This window comes from Ponticoccus sp. (in: a-proteobacteria), from assembly GCF_048381735.1.
Genome location: NZ_JBLXGL010000015.1, coordinates 22,705 through 42,379, shown reverse-complemented (window position 1 = coordinate 42,379; position 19,675 = coordinate 22,705). Strand labels below are relative to the sequence as shown.

16 protein-coding genes are annotated in these 19,675 nt (G+C 66.3%); 3 read left to right on the top strand and 13 right to left on the bottom strand.

Annotated elements, in window-relative coordinates:
• The first annotated feature begins 272 nt into the window (after positions 1 to 272).
• Entirely contained in the window at positions 273 to 2,180 is a 1,908-nt protein-coding gene (locus ACN5KJ_RS19490; protein ID WP_418595744.1) for a heavy metal translocating P-type ATPase, read from the top strand.
• 295 nt (positions 2,181 to 2,475) lie between these two features.
• On the opposite strand, the gene ACN5KJ_RS19485 is transcribed toward ACN5KJ_RS19490, so the two are convergent.
• The 8 genes from ACN5KJ_RS19485 to ACN5KJ_RS19450 form a co-directional block, all read right to left on the bottom strand.
• Positions 2,476 to 3,273, bottom strand: coding sequence for an inositol monophosphatase family protein (locus ACN5KJ_RS19485; RefSeq protein WP_418595742.1), 798 nt, complete (start codon positions 3,271 to 3,273; stop codon positions 2,476 to 2,478).
• 50 nt (positions 3,274 to 3,323) lie between these two features.
• A complete protein-coding gene (locus ACN5KJ_RS19480; protein WP_418595740.1) occupies positions 3,324 to 4,400 on the bottom strand; it encodes an ABC transporter ATP-binding protein in 1,077 nt (358 codons plus the stop codon).
• Entirely contained in the window at positions 4,393 to 5,235 is an 843-nt protein-coding gene (locus tag ACN5KJ_RS19475; protein ID WP_418595738.1) for a glycerophosphodiester phosphodiesterase, read from the bottom strand. Before ACN5KJ_RS19475 ends, ACN5KJ_RS19480 begins: the two co-directional genes overlap by 8 nt.
• Positions 5,236 to 5,277: 42 nt before the next feature.
• Positions 5,278 to 6,099 carry a carbohydrate ABC transporter permease gene (locus ACN5KJ_RS19470; RefSeq protein ID WP_418595736.1) on the bottom strand — a complete coding sequence of 274 codons (822 nt, stop codon included), beginning with the start codon at positions 6,097 to 6,099 and terminating at the stop codon, positions 5,278 to 5,280.
• Complete coding sequence (locus ACN5KJ_RS19465) at positions 6,099 to 7,007, bottom strand: carbohydrate ABC transporter permease (protein ID WP_418595734.1); 909 nt, start codon at positions 7,005 to 7,007, stop codon at positions 6,099 to 6,101. Before ACN5KJ_RS19465 ends, ACN5KJ_RS19470 begins: the two co-directional genes overlap by 1 nt.
• Before the next feature lie 53 nt (positions 7,008 to 7,060).
• The gene (locus ACN5KJ_RS19460; RefSeq protein ID WP_418595733.1) at positions 7,061 to 8,314 is read right to left on the bottom strand and encodes an ABC transporter substrate-binding protein; all 1,254 of its coding nucleotides are present in this window, start codon (positions 8,312 to 8,314) and stop codon (positions 7,061 to 7,063) included.
• Positions 8,315 to 8,365: 51 nt separating this feature from the next.
• On the bottom strand, positions 8,366 to 9,145 hold the full coding sequence (locus ACN5KJ_RS19455) for a DeoR/GlpR family DNA-binding transcription regulator (RefSeq protein ID WP_418595731.1): 780 nt from the start codon (positions 9,143 to 9,145) through the stop codon (positions 8,366 to 8,368).
• Between the two features lie 474 nt (positions 9,146 to 9,619).
• On the bottom strand, positions 9,620 to 10,480 hold the full coding sequence (locus ACN5KJ_RS19450) for an inositol monophosphatase family protein (RefSeq protein WP_347168184.1): 861 nt from the start codon (positions 10,478 to 10,480) through the stop codon (positions 9,620 to 9,622).
• A gap of 561 nt (positions 10,481 to 11,041) precedes the next feature.
• Between ACN5KJ_RS19450 and ACN5KJ_RS19445 the strand changes: the two genes are divergently transcribed.
• Positions 11,042 to 12,616: a serine hydrolase gene (locus tag ACN5KJ_RS19445; RefSeq protein WP_418595728.1), complete on the top strand. Its 1,575-nt coding sequence runs from the start codon at positions 11,042 to 11,044 to the stop codon at positions 12,614 to 12,616.
• 473 nt (positions 12,617 to 13,089) lie between these two features.
• Here the strand turns inward: ACN5KJ_RS19445 and ACN5KJ_RS19440 are convergent, their stop codons facing one another.
• The gene (locus tag ACN5KJ_RS19440; protein ID WP_418595814.1) at positions 13,090 to 13,206 is read right to left on the bottom strand and encodes a GAD-like domain-containing protein; all 117 of its coding nucleotides are present in this window, start codon (positions 13,204 to 13,206) and stop codon (positions 13,090 to 13,092) included.
• 180 nt (positions 13,207 to 13,386) lie between these two features.
• Positions 13,387 to 13,557 (bottom strand): hypothetical protein, encoded by a 171-nt coding sequence (locus tag ACN5KJ_RS19435; RefSeq protein ID WP_347168187.1) that lies wholly within the window; start codon positions 13,555 to 13,557, stop codon positions 13,387 to 13,389.
• Between the two features lie 343 nt (positions 13,558 to 13,900).
• Here ACN5KJ_RS19435 and ACN5KJ_RS19430 point away from each other — a divergent pair, with 343 nt between their 5' ends.
• Complete coding sequence (locus ACN5KJ_RS19430) at positions 13,901 to 17,056, top strand: S41 family peptidase (RefSeq protein WP_418595726.1); 3,156 nt, start codon at positions 13,901 to 13,903, stop codon at positions 17,054 to 17,056.
• Positions 17,057 to 17,371: 315 nt separating this feature from the next.
• Here the strand turns inward: ACN5KJ_RS19430 and ACN5KJ_RS19425 are convergent, their stop codons facing one another.
• The 3 genes from ACN5KJ_RS19425 to phnE are packed head-to-tail and all read right to left on the bottom strand — an operon-like array spanning position 17,372 to position 19,670.
• Positions 17,372 to 17,986 (bottom strand): DapH/DapD/GlmU-related protein, encoded by a 615-nt coding sequence (locus ACN5KJ_RS19425; RefSeq protein ID WP_418595724.1) that lies wholly within the window; start codon positions 17,984 to 17,986, stop codon positions 17,372 to 17,374.
• Positions 17,983 to 18,816, bottom strand: coding sequence for a transglutaminase domain-containing protein (locus tag ACN5KJ_RS19420; protein ID WP_418595722.1), 834 nt, complete (start codon positions 18,814 to 18,816; stop codon positions 17,983 to 17,985). The genes ACN5KJ_RS19425 and ACN5KJ_RS19420 overlap by 4 nt, the downstream gene beginning before the upstream one ends.
• Positions 18,813 to 19,670: a phosphonate ABC transporter, permease protein PhnE gene (phnE, locus tag ACN5KJ_RS19415; RefSeq protein ID WP_418595720.1), complete on the bottom strand. Its 858-nt coding sequence runs from the start codon at positions 19,668 to 19,670 to the stop codon at positions 18,813 to 18,815. Before phnE ends, ACN5KJ_RS19420 begins: the two co-directional genes overlap by 4 nt.
• Positions 19,671 to 19,675: the final 5 nt, after the last annotated feature.

The window sequence follows — 19,675 nt, the reverse complement described above, 5'->3', positions numbered from 1 at the left end:
TGGCTATGGATGAAACCGGAAACCGCAGGGGACCCTCCCCCGCGCCCCTCTGAAGCCAGCCTTGCGCCGATGATCCTGTCGCGCCGTTCCCGCGCGACAGGAACGTCCATGCCGCCCGGGCCGTACAGGGGCGCGATCCTCGCAGGGCGAAGCGGCCTCGACGCCCTGTTCCCGTTGCGCAATGATACGGCCAGCGCAGGGGGTGTCGGTGCCGGGCGACCATGTTCCGAAAAGCCAACGGCACCCGCCTCAGCCAAAAGGAGATGAGCCGCATGGAAGCGACCCGGGCCGACCGCTTGAAGACCGTTGTCCTGTTCCTTGCCACGACCGGTCTTGTTGCTGGACTTGCGGCCCATGTTGCGGGCGAAACCGGCCTTGCGAGGGGACTCTGGATTGCCGGCGTTGTCCCGGCGCTCGCGGCGCTCTTGCTGGAGATCCTGCGCAGCCTGCGCTCCGGCGAGGTCGGTCTCGATATCGTTGCCGCGCTTTCCATGTCGGCGGCCCTTGTCTTCGGAGAAACCCTCGCCGCGGCGGTGGTCGCGGTGATGTATTCCGGCGGCACCTTCCTTGAGGCCTTCGCCGAGGGGCGGGCCCGGCGTGAAATGCACGACCTGCTGTCGCGCGTACCCCGGACCGCGACCCGGCACCGCAACGGCGGGCTGGAAGAGGTCGCGCTCGACGACATTGCGCAGGGCGACCGGCTTCTGATCCGGCAGGGCGACGTGGTGCCGGTGGATGGCACGGTGGCCTCCCAGACGGCCTTCGTCGACGCTTCGGCGTTGACGGGCGAGTCCCTGCCGGTGCGCCTGACCCGGGGCGCCGAGGCCATGAGCGGCTCTACAAACGCAGGCGAGGCGTTTGATCTGACGGCGATGCGCGCGGCGAAAGACAGCACCTATGCCGGGATCGTCCGGCTGGTCGAAGCGGCGCAGGCCTCGAAGGCGCCGATGTCGCGGCTGGCCGACCGCTGGTCGCTGGGGTTTCTGGTGGTCACGGTCAGCATCGCCGTCGCCGCGTGGTGGTTCACTGGCGATCCGATCCGGGCCGTCGCCGTGCTTGTCGTCGCCACGCCCTGTCCGCTGATCCTCGCCGTGCCTGTGGCGCTGGTCGCGGGTCTCTCGCGCGCGGCGCAATTCGGTGTGCTGATCAAGGGCGCGGGGCCGCTCGAGACGATGGCGCGCATCCGCACGCTGATCCTCGACAAGACCGGCACCCTGACGGACGGTCGTCCGCAGATCGTCTCGATCGACAGCCACGGGGGCATGGCAGAGGGTGAAATCCTGCGCCTTGCCGCGGCGCTCGACCAGGCGTCCAAGCATCCCGTGGCGCAGGCCATCGTTGCCGCCGCGCAGGCCCGGGGCTTCACGCTGCCGGTTCCGTCAGAGGTGGCGGAGATCCCGGGCGAAGGCGTCGTCGGCCATGTCGAGGGCCGAACGGTCCTCGTCGGCGGAGATGGCTTCGTCGCATCGCGCGTCGGAGGGCGGCCCGGCGATCATTCCGTCATCGCCGCCGGTTCGGTCCTCGTCGCCGTCGCCGTCGACGGCCAATTGGCAGGGCACCTGGTGATGTCCGACCCGCTGCGCGAGGGTGCGGGCGCCATGCTCGACGGTCTGCGTCGCGAGGGGGTCGTGCGCATTCTGCTTGCCACCGGCGACCGTGCAGAGGTGGCCGAGCGCGTGACCGAGGGGCTTGGCCTCGACGGTCTGCGGGCCGGGCTGACGCCGGACCAGAAGGTTCTGCTGGTCCTCACCGAACGCAAGCACGGGCCGGTCATGATGGTGGGCGATGGCGTCAACGATGCGCCTGCGCTGGCGGCGGCCGATGTCGGTGTCGCCATGGGCGCACGGGGCGCGGCTGCCTCGGCCGAGGCGGCGGACGTGGTGCTTCTCGTGGATCGCATCGACCGGCTCGGGCCCGGGATCGAGATCGCGCGCGGCGCGCGGCGGATCGCTGTCGAAAGCGTCGTGGCAGGGATTGGCCTGTCGGTCATGGGCATGATCGCGGCTGCTTACGGGTATCTCACCCCGGTGCAGGGGGCGCTCTTGCAGGAGGTCATCGACGTCGCGGTGATCCTGAATGCGCTTCGGGCGCTGCGCATCGCGCCGCACCAGCCCGGCAGGCCGCAGCCAGAGGCTGTCTCTTCCGGGCAGGCCGATATCGCGCAAGGCGCCACGCCATGAGCGCCTCTCGGTTTCCGAAACCCGCAGGGAGCATCGCATCGGCTGGCTGAGCGCGACCGGTGATCGGGCCCGCGACGGAGCGGTGCCGACCGCAAGCCTCGCGGACGGCGGCGTCGCGGCGGACGGGTCTGCCGCTTGCGGCGGGCCTTCAATCTGCGCAGGCCGCAAGACGTCGCCGCGCCGTGACAGGTCTATGGCGGGGCTTCAACACGCGCGGCGGGGGCGTCGGGTGGAACGGCTGACCGGGGAGGGGCCGGAACGGCCCGCGTCCGCTGGCGCATGGGGATGTCCGGCCTCAGATCCGGGCAAGGTCCAGGATCCTTTGTGTTGTCTGCACCCTGCCGCATGCAAAGCGCAGCCTGTCTGTCAGACGCGTTCGGCTCCAGTCGATTGTATCGGTGCCGCCCAGGCTCCGCAGGATCGGCAGGGCAGCCATGACGTCCCAGGTCGCGTCGCCGAGGGCGACATAGGCGTCGGTTTCTCCGCGGGCCACATCGACAATCGACATGCTGGACGAACCCGAACAGCGGATCGTGACCCCCATGTCGTCCCAGAGGCAGCGCAGGATGTCCAGGCGCGCCTCCGTCGCCATCTGCGGGTGAAAGCCCACGCCGATGCTGCCGCGTCCTGGTATCGGTGGGGTCAGCGCCGGCAGGGGGGCGCCGTTCAGGTGGGCGGGGACCGCTCCGCCGCCCGAAAGGGTTGTCTGGCGAACCGGCGCATGAATCACACCGAAGGCGGGCCGGTCGGCTTCGTAAAGCCCGATGGAAACGGCCCAGTCGGCGCCGCCCCGGACGAAGTTGAAGGTGCCGTCGATCGGATCCAGAACCCAGGTGCGCCCGGACGTGCCAGCGACTGACGTGCCTTCCTCGCCGTAGATCGCATCGTCGGGGCAGAGCTGCTGCAGGCGCCGCCGCAGCAGGGCCTCGACCTCGCGGTCGGCACGGGTGACCAGATCCAGGTGGCCCTTCTCCTCGACCGAAGCCCGGTTGGCCGTGCAGAAATGGGACAGGGCCAGGTTGCCGGCCTCTTGGGCAAGCGCCTCGAGAGGGGCGACAAGGCTGGCCAGCGATTGAGGGGGGGCGCGGCGCATGGGGATCTTTCCGTGGCTTGGGATGCGCCAAGGGGCGCAGTCTGGGGAGGTCAGTGGATCAGGTCGCCCTGGGCGTCGAAGCAAAGGACTTTCTGCGCCGGGAAGGACAACCACTGCACGCCGCCGTCCCGGGCCTGCGCGGCTTCGTCCATCAGGTAGGTGACCTTGCCAAGCGAACTGGAAAGGAAGCCGAAGCTGCGATCGCCCAGGTTCTCGCGGATCACGAGACGGCTGTCGTGCAGCGGCACGGCGGCCTCGCCTGGCGTGGAGGTCAGCGCGCAGTACTCGGGGCGGATGCCGATTTGCGCCGGTGGGCGGGACAGGGCGCGGGGCAGGGTGATGCGGCTGCCGCCCAGGGTTAGGATGGACGTTCCGGCATCGCCCGCCACGGCCTGCACGTCGAAGAAATTCATCTTCGGCGTGCCGATGAAGCCCGCGACAAAGGTGTTGGCGGGTGCATTGTACAGCGCGTCCGGGCCGCCGACCTGCTCGATCCGCCCCTTGCGAAGCACGACGATGCTGTCGGCAAGGGTCATCGCTTCGGTCTGGTCGTGGGTCACGTAGACGGCGGTGCGCTTCATTTCGCGCTGGAGCTCCGCGATCTCCAGCCGCAGCCTGACGCGCAGTTCCAGGTCGAGGTTCGACAGAGGCTCGTCGTAAAGCAGAACCTCGGGGCGGCGGATCATCGCCCGGCCCATGGCGACACGCTGGCGCTGGCCGCCGGAGAGTTGCCGGGGATAGCGGTCCAGCAGATCGGTCAGTTCCAGGAAACGGGCGGTTTCGGCGACGCGCTTCTCGATCTCGCGCCGGGGGGTGCGGGCCATGCGCAGGGGGTAGGCCATGTTGGCGCGCACCGTCTTGTGCGGATAGAGCGCGTAGCTTTGAAAGACCATGGCGCAGCCGCGCTCGGCCGGAGAGACGTCGTTGACCAGGCGGCCGCCGATGCGGATCTCGCCTGCCGAGGCGCTTTCGAGCCCGGCGATCATGCGCAGCAGGGTGGACTTGCCGCAGCCCGAGGGGCCAAGCAGCACGGTGAAATGGCCCTCGGGGATCGTCAGGTCGAGGCCGGGAATGACGTCGGTTTGATCGAAGGTCTTGCGGATCTGGGTCAGCTGGATCTCAGACATGGGCGGCTCCGGTTGCAAGGCCCGCACGGGCGATGGTCAGGCCGCAGTCGCGGACGAAACCGGTGGCCCAGGCGACGTCGTCGCAGACGATCATGTCGACAAGGCCGTCCTGCAGGATCGTGGCAAGGCGGGCGTGGTAGTCATCGCCGTAGGCGCGGCGGCGGGCGAAGTGGTCGGGGCGGGGCAGGTAGTGGCTGACGGCAACGTCGGCCTCGTGCAGGGCGCGAGCGATATCGGGCGCGAATTGCGGGTAGTCGGTGTTCATCACGTCCATCGCCGCCGAGCGCGCGGCGCCTGCGGGGTCGGCGAGCCGGTGATAGTTGATGCCCATGCTGCGCATTTCCGGGGCAATGGCCTTCATCTCGCGCAGGGTCACGTAGTCGAAGGAGCTGATCAGCACCGCGCCCGCCATGTCGGCGGCGCGGATCGAAGCGGCCACCTGTTCCAGGTAGGCCGTGTCGGCGAACCGGTCCTTCACCTCGACGATCATGCCAAGGCCAAGGGTGCGGCAATGGGCCAGGATATCCTCGAAAAGCGCGATCGGCTGCCCCTCGATCGGCAACCCGTGACGGCTGCGGGTCCGGGACCGGGCGACCTCGGCATAGGTCAGGTGAGAGATCAGCCCGGTCCCGGTAGAGGCGTCGTCGAGGATGTCGTCGTGAAACACGACGAGGCGCCTGTCCGCGGTCATGCGCAGGTCGATCTCGCACATCGAAGCGCCGTGCGCGGCGGCAAGGTCAAGGGCGGGGCGGGTGTTCTCGTGACCGTCCACGATATGGCCGCGATGACCGCAGACCAGGACGGCACCGTGGCGGGAGGGGAGAAGATCAAGCATTGTCGTATCCTTGGGGGAGGGCGCGGGCCCGCTTCGGCGGTTCTATTTCAGGCCGCTTCGCGCGAGGCTTGCGATGAATTGCTTCTGCAGAAGGAGGAAGATCAGGATCATCGGCAGGGCCGCCATGACACCCGCGGCCATGACCACGTTCCAGTCGGTGATGAACTCTCCGCGCAGCAGCGCGAGGCCGGGGCCGAGGGTGAACTTGTCTGCCGAACGGTTGACGACGATGGGCCAGAGCAGCTCTTTCCACTCTGCCAGGACCGACAGGATGGCGAGAGAGATGATGCCGCTTCGGGCCACCGGCACCACGATCGTCGCCAGGATGCGCCAGTGTTCCGCGCCGTCCATGCGGGCGGCCTCGATCAGCTCTCGCGGGACGCCGCGGAAGAACTGGTAGAGCAGGAAGACACCGAAGACGTCGAAGACATTGGGAATGACAAGCGCGGCCAGCGTGTCGGTCAGGCGCAGCGACGCGATGATCGAGAAGTTGGGTATGATGAAGATGTCGCCCGGCACCATCAGCAGCGCCAGCACCATGACGAGGATGGCGCGCGACCCGGGTACCTTGATCACCGCCAGGGCGTAGGCGGCCATCGAGCAGATGACCAGGGTGATCGCCGCCCGGGCCAGTGACACCAGGATCGTGTTCCAAAGCATGGTGCCGAAGGGGATCCGGGCCAGGACCTCGCGGGCGCCGTCCAGCGTGACGGGGGCGGGCAGCACCGCGGGCGGCACCAGCAGGGTCTGCCCGGTGGTCATCAGCCCGGTTGCAACCATCCAGGCGAAGGGGGTGAGAATGACAAGCGCTGCGATCAGGACCAGCGCGTAGGTCCACCATGTGACGCGGTATTGCAGGTCCATCAGCCGTCCTCCCCGTAGTGAACCAGGCGCCGTTGCAGGCGCAGCAGAACAAGAGACACGAGCAGGATCACCAGCAGGATGAACAGAGCGATGGCGGCGGCATAGCCGCGTTCACCCATGGCGACGAAGCCGGTGTAGAAATAGTAGTAGACCAAGGTGAACCCGTGGTTCAGCGACATGGACTGATCGACCGGGGGCAGCAGCACGTAGACCACGTCGAACAGCTTCAGCGTGCCGATGGTGGTGGTGATCAGCACGAAGAACAGCGACGGGCTGAGCATCGGCAGGGTGATCCCGAAGAACCGTCTCAGGGCGCTGGTGCCGTCGAGGATCGCGGCTTCGTAGAGGTCGGGCGAGATGTCCTGCATCCCGGCATAGAGGATGATCGTGGGCACGCTGAAGGACAGGTAGACGACCAGCAGCGAGACCAGCGTGGTGACGCCCGCAGAGCTGCCCAGCCAGCTGACGGGGTCGCCGCCCATGGCCTGGATCGCGGCGTTGACGATGCCGTATTGCGTCTGGAACATCCAGGAAAACACCAGGATCACCGCCGTCGGCAGGCAGACGGCGGGCAGGAAGACCACGGCGCGGAAAAGACCTTCGCCCTTGAAGCGGTGCTGCATCAGCCAGGCCAGACCCATCGACAGGATCATCACCCCCGGAACGGAGATGGCCGCGAACTTCAGCGTATTGCCCAGCGACATCCACAGCTGATCGTCGCCCGCCAGCTTTGCGTAATTGTCGAGCCCGGTGAATGTCGGCCGGCCAAAGGCCCCGGCCTGCCGGAAAGAGAGCCACAGGTTGTAGCCCAGGCCGTAGAACCGGAAGAGCGCGATGCCCACAAGGAAGGGCAGCAGCAGCAGGTAGCCTGTCAGCGCGTCCCGGCGGGCAAGGGAGCGCCATGCCATGGCACGGCGCCCGCTCTGCTCCGCGCGGCGCGATTGGCCTGCGCGCGTCAGCATTACTTCAGCGCCTCGTCGAGCACCTTGTCGATCTGTGCGGCGGCCTCTTCGGCCGAGATCTCTCCGGCGTAGAAGCCCGACATGATGGCGGTATTGATGCGCGGCTGGCCCGCGATGACAGCCGGATAGGCGGTGGTGGTGCGCGGGTAGGGCTGCTGTGCGGCCAGCGCGTCCTCCAGGCCTGCCAGCGGCTTGTTCGCGGCCACGAAGGCCTGCAGCGCCCTGGGGTCGCTGTTGGCGGGCAGGCCCGCGCCGCCTTCGGCGTGCAGCACGGCGCCGTCGTCGGAGGTCAGGAACTTGATCAGCTCCCAGGCCGCGTCCTTGTGACGGGAATTGGCGTTCATCATGTAGGACAGCCCGTTGGTGTCGCTGGCCCATTTGCCGTCAACCGCCGGCAGGTGCAGCACGTGGAAGGTGCCTTCGGGCACATCGGCCCGCGACAGCAGGCTGAGGTTCCAGGACGGCACCTCCGCCATGGCGATGGTGCCCGAGATCAGCGCGTTGACCGAGTTCAGGTCCGCGCTGTCGGCGACCTTGGTGATCAGGCCGCGATCTTGCAGGTCCTTCATCATCCCCAGCGCCCGGATGCCTTCGGGGCTGTCCATGGTGCCCTGCTGGCCATCGACGGCCTTGCCGCCCATGGACTGCATGAGGCTGACGATCCCGTTGTTCCAGTTGTAGTAGATGTAAAGCGGCATCACCGCGCCCTCGGACCGGGCTTTGACCTGCTCGCCGATGCGCAGCATGTCGTCCCAGGTCCAGTCGGCCGAGGGAGGCTGGATGCCCAGGTCGCTGAAGACGCGCGCGTTGTAGACCACGGTCCAGGCGTCGAAGTCCTTCGGTATGCCGTACTGCGTGCCACCGAAATTGTAGAGCGCCGTGATCGTGGGGTTGTACCCGTCCAGGGACAGGCCATCGCGTTCGATATAGGCATCAAGCGGTTCGATCACGCCACCGTCGACGTAGTAGGATGCGCGCGAGCTTTGCCACATCACGTCGGGGCCTGCGCCCGCGCCGAGCGCCGCATCGAGACGCGAGTAGAACTGATCGCGCGGGGCCTGCTCGACGGTCACGTCGATGTCGGGATGGGCTTCTTCGAAGACATCGACAGCCTTCTGGACACCGTCCAGCTGTGCCGGATCCCAGATCATCAGGCTGAGGTCGGTCCCCGCCATGGCGGTGGAGGACATCAGGTTTGCGGGCACGACAATGGCCGCGCCCAGAAGGGCGTTCTTGAGGTTTGCCTTGAGCATTTTGGTTCTCCCGGAATTGCTCAGTGGTTCAAGGGGGGGTAGGGACGAGGCTCACCGCGCGGGGGCGATGATGAACTTGCTTCGCAGGGGCGGCGGTGCCGCCGCGATCACCTCTGCGGCGCCATCGTCGGTGACGACGGCCTCCATGGCGGCAATCGGGGCGACGACCGAGAAGCTGGGTTTGAAGAACTTGGAGTGATCGGCAACGACGATGACCTGCCCGGCCATCTCGATCATCACCTTCTGCACGGCGGCATTTGCGGGCGATCCGGTGAAGATCACGCCGCGCTCCAGGTCGACGGAGGCGGCATTCAGGATCAGCTTGTCGACGCGGAACTGCCGGATGAAGTGTTCGGCCATGGGCCCGCGATAAGAGCGGTTGATGGCGGCATATTCCCCGCCCACCGCATAGACCGGGTTGCGGTCATTGCCGGTCAGTTCCGCAAGGATGTCCGCCCCGTTGGAAAGGAAGGTCAGCCCATTGCGCAGCGACAGCTTGCGCGCCACTTCCAGCGCGGTGGTGCCCGCGTCCAGCATGACCGTATCACCGTCCTGCACCATCGCCGCGGCGGTCTCGGCGATGCGCGTCTTTTCCTTCAGGTTCGACACCGCGCGATCGGCATATCCGGGGTCCAGGGCCACCTGCGAGACGCTCACGGCGCCGCCATGGGTGCGGCGCAACTGGCCCGCGCCTTCCAGCTCTGCCAGATCGCGCCGGATGGTCGCGACCGAGACGCCCAGTCGCTCGGTCAGGGTGCGCACGTCGACAAAGCGCTTCTCCCGGAGAAGCTCCAGTATTTCGGTCTGACGGCTTTCGGTTACCTGAAGCATCGCGGCCCTGAGTGTTACGTTTGATCTATTTCGTTCATAACGAGCGATATCGCTCACCGGCAAGTGAAGCTTTTATGACCCTCGCGGAAGATGGCGCTTGCAGGGGGCATGGCTCTGGCGCTTGCGCCCTGAAGCGTGGGTCTTGACCGAAAAGCGCCCAATAAGGCCCGAACGCAGGGGGGCGAAGTCTGCAAGGGACACGGCGGCGGAACCGAACACGCGCCGGCTGTGTCCGAGGCATCGTCGGCACTTTGGCCGGGCGCAGCGGTAAACTGGCGCTCCTGCCTGGGGCTCCGAACAGGCTTGCGGCAGTGCCGCGAGACGCAGGCCTGGCGGGCCGAAGCGCCTGTCGCGACCGGCCGGCGGTTCGCCAAGCCGACTTCTCTGCGCTGGGGCTTCCTTAACCCGGTCACCTGGGTCGCGTGCAGCACGGTTGGGCGGCACAAGGTCGGCGTGGCGGGACTTTTCTGCCGGTCACCCTGATAGCCTGAGAAGATCCAGAACCTTAGGATGAAGCGCCGGGGATGCGCTGGCGATGATCGCGCCACTTGACGCCAGAGACAGCGGCTGTCCATTCCAATCGGTGATCACGCCTCCGGCCTCCTGAACTACCGGGCACAGCGCGCAAATATCGTATGCATCCAGATCGTCGCCATTTAGGCAAACATCAATCAGTCCTCGGGTAAGCGCACCATAGGCCGCAGCGCCTCCATCGAAGACGCGCACACGCCCAGCTGAGCGCAGGTTGTCGTACCCTTCAGAGCTAGCGCCCCGGAAGCTGTCAGGGTTGGCGAGGCTGATCACGGCTTCGGCTATATCCGAGCACGCACTGCTGCGGACAGCGCGTCCTGCAAACATAGTGCCTTTACCTTCGGCTGCGACATAACGAGCCCCCGGCATTGGCAAATCTATGATTCCGAGCACGGGCTCCCCGTCACGGCACAGGCTGATCAACGAAGCAAAGTTCAACAACCCCGTCCCGAACTGGCGGGTTCCGTCGATTGGATCAAGCACCCATGTGAAAGCACTACTTCCGGTTTCTGAACCATACTCCTCACCCAGAATGCCATGGGAGGGGAACTGCTGCCTGATCTTTTCTCGCCAAAGCGCCTCGATAGTCAGGTCGGCTTTTGTCAATGAAGACCCGTCCGGCTTGTAGGTCACATCCAGATCACCGCTCCATGCTTTGGCAGCAAGGTCGAACGCGGAATCCGCGAGGTTTAGCGCCGCTGCCATTAGTTTTTCAGAATCGCCCATGGTGCCCCGGTGGTTAAAAAATCTGCATACCTTCAAGAAATAACGGCGGAATGACAAATAAGGGCTCAGAGCGGTCATGCCGCGGCGCGGCAGGCTGGCCGTCGGGTGCGCTGGGACTGGCGCGCCGTGACCGGTCCGCAAGCGTCCTTCGCCGCCTCTTCAAAAGGCGCAGCGCAGTTTTGCCGAACCGGCCATCCGTGACGCTCGCTCCATCTCGGACATGGCGAAAAACCAGCCGCCGGGCGTCCCGGAGGTATCTTCGCCGAGAGGGCTGCCAACGGGCCACGTCACAGGGTTGATCGTGATGTGGTCCGGGTCTGAGTGGTGGGGCGTTGGGCAAGCGCGCCGGATGATCGCGCGGCGCCACGCGACCCTGTGACAGGCATTTCGACCGGTCATTTGCAAAACCTGTATTCAACGGACGCCCCCTGTTGCGACAGGTGACCGCTCCTTTCAATCCGCGGGACATCTGTCAGTATGCAGAAGATTGGTAAGAAACATGTGCCCGGGACCATCCGGTCGGCACAGGGAGAACGACATTTGAATACGCGCCCAGACTTTCCGGCCACGCCCGCCAGGACACAATCGAGGGAGGGCGCGAGACCTGCGCTTCTCAGCCTGGCTGGCGGTGCCCTGCTCGTGGCGGGCCTGCTCGCCGGAACGCCGCCCGCGACGGCAGATACAGACGGCCCGCTGCCCGAACTTGTCCTGCCCGAGGCGACGACCCCTCCGCCGATGGCCGTGCTCTTGCCCGTCCCGGACGAGCGGATCATGGCGGCGCTCTCGACGCTGGACGTTCTGGGACAGGATGTCCTGACGCGCACGGGGATCCCCGGGCTGGCCATTGCCGTCGTTCATGACGGACGCACAGTCTACGCCCGTGGCTTTGGAAAACGTGCTGTTGACGGTTCCGAGAGCGTCGATGCCGACACGGTCTTCCTGCTGGCCTCGCTGTCAAAACCGGTGGGGGCCACCGTGGTCGCAACCCAGGTGGGTGCCGGACGGGTGCATTGGGACAGCCCGGTGCGGGAGTTCCTGCCCTCTTTCGATCTGGGCGATCCCTGGATCAGCGATCACGTCACAATCGGTGACCTTTACGCGCATCGCTCCGGCCTGCCGGACCATGCCGGCGACGACCTGGAGGATATCGGGTTCGACCGCAGCACAGTGCTGGAGCGGCTTGCGCTGCTGCCGAAAGGCCCGTTTCGGGTGAGCTATGCCTATACCAACTTCGGAATTACCGCTGCCGCCGAAGCCGTGGCGGCAGCAGCAGGTACGGATTGGGCCAGCCTGTCGGAGGCCGCGCTTTATGCGCCGCTTGGCATGAGCGCTACCAGCTCGACACACGCCGACTACATGGCGCGGGACAACCGGGCCGCAAGCCATGTCGCCGCCGAGGACGGATATGCGGTCGCGGACCTGCGCCAGCCCGACGCCCAAAGCCCGGCGGGTGGTGTCAGCTCCAGCGCGCGGGATATGGCGCGCTGGATGGCGATGGTCCTTGGGCGCGGCATGGTGGACGGGGAGCGCGTGATCTCGGAGGACGGGCTTGTGCCCGCGCTCACCGCGCAGACGACCCGAGGATCGCAGATGGGTGTCTCTGCGCGACCGGGCGCCTACGGGTTCGGCTTCGGTGTCGATACGCGGCTGTCCGGACGCGTCATACTAAGCCACTCCGGTGCCTTCTCGCTTGGGGCATCGACCAGGGTTGCGATGATCCCCGACCTTGATCTTGGCATTGTCGTGTTGACCAATGCGCCCCCCACCGGTGCGGCGGAAGGCATTGCCGCCAGTTTCCTTGACCGGGCGGAACTCGGTGCGGACAGCCGCGACTGGCTGTCAGCCTACGCCCCGGTCATGGTCCCGCTTACGGCGCCGGTCGGGCATCTGGCGGGCGCAGAGCCACCGGCTGACCCGGCCCCGGCGGGTCCGGCCGAAAACTATGTCGGCACCTATGACAACGGGTATTTCGGCCCGGTCTCGGTTGCGGCGGTCGACGGTTCGCTGGTCCTGAGGCTGGGGCCTGAAGGCCGGGAACTGCCCATGTGGCATTGGGATGGCGATACATTCGTGGTCCATCCCGTGACCGAGAACCAGCCCGCCGGTTCGGTTTCGCTGGTCGAGTTTCTGGAAACCTCATCGGACCCGGCAATGGCCCTGCGCATCGAGCACCTGAACGACGATAAGCTTGGCGTCTTTCGGCGTATGGACTGACGCCTTGGGCCAAGACCGTGCGGCAGCCAGGGACAGGGCCCGTTCTGTCTTAAGGCCGAAAGTGGCCTGTCGCCGCGCGTGCGATTGCGGAGAGGAAGGCTTTTTGCGCAGCGGTCGTGACGGGTCGCAACGCTCCGCCGGTCCCTGAGTGCCTGCTTGCAGGCGCGGTCGAGCGCGAGGCCTCAAGCGGGATGGGGGCTGCATGGCTGGCGGCGGTGCGCACCGCTTCGAATCTTTCGGAACATGCCCCTGAACCCAGAGTTGGGCTTGCCCGTTGCGCTGGTGATGGACGGGTCGCGCCGGGTCACGATGCCAAAGGGCAGTTACGCCGTCATTGTCCGGCCCCGGCCCGGATGGAGGTCAATCATGCCGCGCGCATTGTCGCCAATGGCGATCAATTCCGAGGGGCCGAATTCGGGATCCCCCGCAATGACCGCTTCAAGAACGGCGGCAGGCCGATCCGGGTTGCAGGTTCAGAATGGCCCGCCAGAGAATGCGCCCCATCCGAATTCCTGCCAGAACGCCAAAAGCCTGTCGGGCAGTCTTGCCTTGCCATTTGGACAGCGCGGTTTCCGATGGATATGACACATCGGATACCGGGCCATATTTCCTTATGGTGCCACCTATCCTCGCTTGCTCTGTTGGCGCAGCCATGGATGCCCTTCTTTTGGATGTGTCGGGGCACCCGGCGCAGGCGGATCGCTGTACGGTCAGGAGGATCAGGTGCTGCGTTGGCCCGGCTTCAGAGAGCCCGCCGGGCGTTCACTTGATCAACCGCCGGCAGCAGCTTTTGCGACTGTCGCGGCGCCAGCGGCAACCGCACCGATGACTGCAACCTTGCCGGCAGTCTTGGCGGTGGTGTTGGTGGTGTCGGCAACCTTGTCAGCGGTGCCGCAGGCAGAGATCAATGCAGTAAGCGCCACTGCGAAGACAATCTTCATAGTCTTTTCTTCTCATGAAGTTAGTGTTTCTACTCAAGCTCGAAAGCCTGCACCTCTGTGCATCATTCCCGGACACAAGCAAGACGATAGAGGGCAGAATATGCCGCCATCTTCCGCGTTGTGTCATCAAAGCAGGTGATTTTGCCGGGGCGCAGCATTGTCCCGGGGGCGGTGAACCGACGGTCCGGCCTGCCATGTTCAACAGGCGGCAAATGGGGGGGCTTGGTGACTTGATCGTGAAACCCTGCTATGCTGCGACGGAATGGCGCAGAATTTCGGTGGCTCGATGAAGTTTTTCGAAAGTCTACTCGGCATTGCAGTCGCAGGTTTGCTTTGCGGGGCGATGCCTCGCGCGGTCGATGCGGCCTCTCCTTTCTGGGTCCGCGACGCGCAGGTCTCGCCAGATGGGGCCACCATCGCCTTCACCTACCGCGGCCAGATCTGGATCGTCCCAAGCGAGGGCGGCGATGCCCTTCCGCTGACGGAGCGCCAATTCCGAAGCACCGCGCCCGTCTGGTCACCGGACAGCAGCCGGATTGCCTTCGCCTCGGACCGGTTCAATGTCTCGGATGTCTTCGTCATGCCGGTCGAGGGTGGCGAGATCACGCGGCTGACGCATCATTCGGCGGCGGATACGCCGCTTGCCTTTTCGGCGGACGGGCGAGAGGTCTATTTCCGGGCGGCGCGGCAGGGGGTGCCCGAGGCGGATTATCTCGACGGGCTGGGTCAGCCGGTGGGCGTGCTCATGAAGGTGGCCGCGGACGGCGGTCGGGAAAGGATGGTGCTGCCGCTGCCGATGGCGCAGGCCGACCTGAGCCCGGACGGGCGCACACTGGCCTATGTCGAGCGCAAGACGGTCGAGACCCCCTGGCGCAAGGGCGAGATGTCGGACAGCACGCCGGATATCTGGCTCTACGATCTCGAGAGCGGCAGCCACGACAAGCTGACAACCTATCGCGGCGTCGACCGCAGCCCGGCCTTCGCGCCGGACGGGCAAAGCCTGTACTGGACCACCGAGATGCCGCAGGCCGGTATCGAGGATCCCAACGCCGCGCCGGGCACCTTCAACATCTGGCGCGGGCCGCTGGATGGCGGTGCGCCGGAACAGGTGACGTCGCATGACACCCTGCCGGTGCGCTTCGCCTCGGTCGCGGAAGACGGCACGCTGGTCTACACTTGGGACACGCAGCTGTGGCGGCTGGACCCCGGCGCGCAAGAGCCGGTGCCGGTGCCGGTCAACATCCGTCAGGGCACGCTCTACACCGGCGAGGTCTTCATCGATCTGGCCGGTCAGGTCTCCGAGGCTGTCGCCTCGCCCGACGGGTCCGAGATCGCGCTGATCGCCCGCGGCGAGGTCTTCGTCGCCTCGCCCGCGACGGGCGAGGTTCGCCGCATCACCGACACGCCGCAGGCAGAGCATTCGGTAAGCTACGCGCCGGACGGCAAGCGGCTGCTCTATGCCGCCGAGCGTGCGGGCGACTGGGACATCTACGAAACCGGGTTCGGCGAGGCGGACACGGGCTTTCTGACGGCGGTGACGCTGACCGAACGGCGCGTGATCGACACGCAAAGCGACGCCCTGCAACCGGCCTATGCGCCCGACGGCCAGCGCATCGCCTACCGCGACGACCGCAACGCGATCCGCATCTTCGACCCGGGCGCCGGGACCAGCACGGAGATCCTGCCCGACAGCGCCAGCTATTTCTACACCGTCGACCAGTTCGATTTCGAATGGTCCCCGGATGGAAAGCACATCCTGACGACGACCGGCTTCATCTCGACCAATACCGAGATCGAGATGATCGAAACCACGGGTGCGCACCGTCGCCAGAACCTCAGTGACAGCGGTTTCGGCGACGGCGGGGCAGGGTTCAGCCCCGACGGCAGCGTGGTCTTCTGGCAGAGCGACCGTTTCTCGCAGCGCAACCTGTCCTCGGAAGCCGCGATGGTCGACATTATGGCGACATGGCTCACGGCGGAGGGGTATCTCGCCCGCGACCTGGGCGAGGCAACGGCGGCAGAGGAGGGGGCGGAGCCGGACTTCGACGGCGTGCCCTACCGCACGTCGCGCATCACGGGCAGCCCCGTCCTGCCGATCCTGACCCGCATGACCGCCGACAACAGCGGGCTGTTGCTGGTCACGCTGCAGATCACATCCGGCACGATCGAGGCCGAGCTGATCGACCTTGCCACCGGTCGGCCGCGACAGGTCTTTGCCAAGCCCGCCGCGGGCATCGAGCAGATCATCGCGAGCAAGGACGCCTCGACGCTCTTCCTGATCAAGGCCGGGTCCATCGAGACGGTGCAGGTTGCCGGCGGCGCCAGTACCCAGACGCCGTTTCAATTGCGCGCCAGCTTCGATCCGGTCGCCGAGATGCGGTACATCTTCGACCACCACTGGCGCTTTGTGCAGTCGAAGTTCTACGATGCCGCGCTGCATGGCGTCGACTGGACGGCGATGCGCGACGCCTATGCGAAATACCTGCCGCACCTCACCCATTGGGAAGATTTCGTCACCCTGATGAACGAGCTCCAAGGAGAACTGAACGCCTCCCACATGGGCGCGCGCTTCGATCACGACAACCCCGGCTGGGACAGCACCGCAGAGCTTGGGCTCTACTACGACACGGCCCATGCGGGCGCGGGTGTGAAGATCGCAGCCACGCTGCCCGGCGGACCGGCGGCACTGGCGCGCGGGCCGCTTGGCGCGGGCGCCGTGATCCTCGCGGTGGACGGGGTGGAAATCGGCCCCGAGCAGGACATCCATCCGCTGCTGAACCGCATGGCGGGGCGCAAGCTGCGCCTGACCGTCGCCCCGGCGGATGGCGGGGCCGCTGTCGACGTCACCCTGCGCGCAGCCGCTGCGGGCAGTGACGGTGAGCTGGCCTACCACGCCTGGGTCGAGACGCGACGGGCCATGGTGCTGGACCTCTCGGGCGGGCGGCTGGGGTATACCCATGTGCGGCGCATGATGGATGACTCTTACCGGCAGGTCTATTCCGACCTGATGGGGCGCGACCGTGACAAGGAGGGCGCCATCGTCGACACCCGCTTCAACTTCGGCGGCAACCTGCACGACCAGCTGAGCGCCTTTCTCACCGGCACGCGCCATTCGGGGCTGGTGACGCGCAATGGCGTCGATCTGGGAACGACGCCCTATCTTCGCTGGGCCAAGCCGAGCGCGCTGTTGATGAACACCTGGAACTACTCGGATGCCTCGGTTTTCCCCTACTACTACATGCGCGAGGGTATGGGCCCTGCGGTCGGCGACCGCGTGCCCGGCACAGGGACTGCGGTACTGCGCCCCGACCAGCTTGAGAAGCGGGTCGTTCTCGGAGTGCCCCAGCTGGGCTTCCGGACGGTCGAGGGAGATTTCTTCGAGAACCGGGAGATTGTCCCGGACGAGGTTGTCCATACGTCGCCCGAAGCGATGCTGAGCGGTCGCGACCCCCAGCTCGAGGCAGCGGTGGCTGCACTGTTGCGGGCATTGGGCGGGTGAAGCCCCATGGGTGGGGGACAGGACGAGAGTGGCAAAAGCCCTGCGGCGGCTTGCATGGGGCCTGATGGTGGCGCGGCGGGCCTTCTGCCGCCGTCGCGGACGGCCTAGCAGGGGGTTGAGCGGGACGTCGTCAGCGATCTGCCGCCGCAGGCCGCCGACATGCCGCACGAGAGCTGACGGATCGATGGGCCGCTGCACCTGCCGGAATTGCAGGAAGCACCGGGTGCGGAAGATGATCTGGGCAAACCCCCTTGGCGCCGACCGATGTCACCGGCGGCACCGGTGCCACAATTCGCGACCTTTGGGAAATGCCTGTCAGGGCCGACGATACTTCTCGATGAAGGGATCGATCGCGAGCGTCCTGATGTCGGGCAGCGCCTTTTTGTAGGCGTCGTGTGTCCAATCCCAGACCGCGATCTCCTGCAGGGCGTCGGCCTGGGCGGGGGTGAACCGGCGGCGTATCTCGCGCGCGGGCACGCCGCCGACGATGCTGTAGGGGGCTACGTCGCGGGTGACCACGGCGCCGGCGCCGACGACGGCACCGGTGCCGATGGTGACACCCGCCGTGACCGTCACCCCGTGGCCGATCCAGACATCATGGCCGATGGTCACCCGGTTGGCCTGCCGCCAGGCAAAGAAGGCGTCGTCGTCGTCTCCCAGCCCGTAGGCCTCTGCCCGGTAGACCGAGTGATGCTGCACGGCCCGCCAGGTCGGATGGTTGCCCGGGTTCAGGCGGGTGGCATTGGCGATGGAACACATCTTGCCTATGTCGGTCCAGATCACGTGGCAGTCGCGGGTGATGTAGGACCAGTCGCCCATGCTGCTTTCGCGCATCTGGGTGCCGCCGCCGACTTCGGTCCACTGGCCAAGAGAGCAGTCGGTGACCTGGGCTTCGGGATGGATCGTGGGGGCTTCGGAAAGGCGCTTCATCGGCTGGCTCCTTCTGTGCGGTTGAGCCGGATTTCGGCGGTCAGGGGGACGCGTGTGCCCTGCGACAGGCACAGGGGCTCGATCAACGCCTTGACGTCGGTCAGGCCCAGGTCGGGAAAGCCAAGGCCCATGCCGTGGAAGCAGGCGGCGCGGAAGCCCGGCTTCGGGTTCAAGCCGGGGCGAATGACGCGCGTGCCCATTTTCAGGTGATGCGCGATGTCCCATTCAAGGTCCTGCCCGTCGATGCGGGTGACGACCCAGCAATGGCCGTCGTCGCAGGAGCCGTTCTTTTCCTGTGGGAAAAAGAAGCCCGTGACGTAGCCGGCAGCGATCCCGGCAGCGCGGAGCGCCGCGAGGAAATAGGTGTTGATATCGACGCAGGAACCCACCGCCATGCCGCAGCCCAGAGCGGGAATTTCCTCCAGCCCGTCGGTGAAGCGATGCTCTGGATGGCCATAGGTGAAACGCCGGGCCGTCGCGCAGGCGATGGCCTCGGCACGGTCCAGGGGGTCGAGGCCGGGCGCGATCTGGTCGACCTCGTCAAGCAGGGCCTGCGCGGCACGGGTGTGGCGCGAGGGATGGGGCGTGAACACCGCATCGTCGTAGCGCCCCGGCTGCTCGCCGAAGTCCCAGCGCACCTCTATCTCGTCGCTTTCAAGCCGGATGTGGCGCACCCGTTGGCCGGTGCTGGCCTCGCGCAGTATGCGCGCGGGGCCGCCGGTGGTTCTCACCGCGTCGATACGGGCTTGCGGTGTGTCGAGCCCCATGGGGATCAGCAGATCGGTGGCGCCGGCGGGCCGCTGCGCGCGCCAGAGGACGGCAAAGCTCATTTCGCCAGTTCCGATTTGCCGATCAGCCGCGCCCGGATCAGGCCCGAAAGCCAGTCGATCAGGTAGACCATGGCGATGATCAGGAAGATGATCGACCAGGCCTCGTCCCACTTGTAGGCCGCTATGCGGTCCGACAGCAGAAAGCCGATGCCGCCCGCGCCGACAATGCCGAGGATGGTCCCCGAGCGCACGTTGGATTCGAAGTTGTACAAAAGGATCGACAGGATCACCGGGTTCACCTGCGGCGCGATGCCAAAGCGGATCTGTTGCAGGCGTGTTCCTCCAGAGGCCTTGACCCCCTCGATGGGCTTGTCCGATGTGTTTTCCAGCGCCTCGGAGAAGAGTTTCGCGAAGGTGCCGATCTCGGAGACGGCGATGGCGAGGATGCCGGGCAGGGGGCCAAGGCCGAAGGCGCGGATGAAGATCAGGGCAAGGATCAGCGTCTCGAAGGCGCGGATCAGGTCGAAACCGCGCCGCGCTCCGTGACGCAGCCATGTCAGGCGGTTGATGGTCCTGGCCCCGAGGAAGGACAGCGGATAGGCAAAGAGCGCCCCCAGCAGCGTGCCGAGGAAGGCAATGGCGAGGGTCTCGCCCAGCCCCTTTGCGATCTCGGAAAACTCGGCCCAGCTGGTCCAGACATGCGGCGGGAACATGAAGGAAAAGACCCGGCCAAGGCGGCCCAGCCCTTCCCAGATACGCGCCGGGCTGATGTTGAAGTCGACAAGGCACCAGCCGAAGAGCCCGATGAAGAGGGTCCAGAGGAGCGCGCGCCGAAGCCGCGTGGCAAGGGGTGCCTGAAAGGCCTCGGGCACGCGGGCGCGGGCAGCGGCGATGCGGTCTGCGGTGATCTGCATGGCGA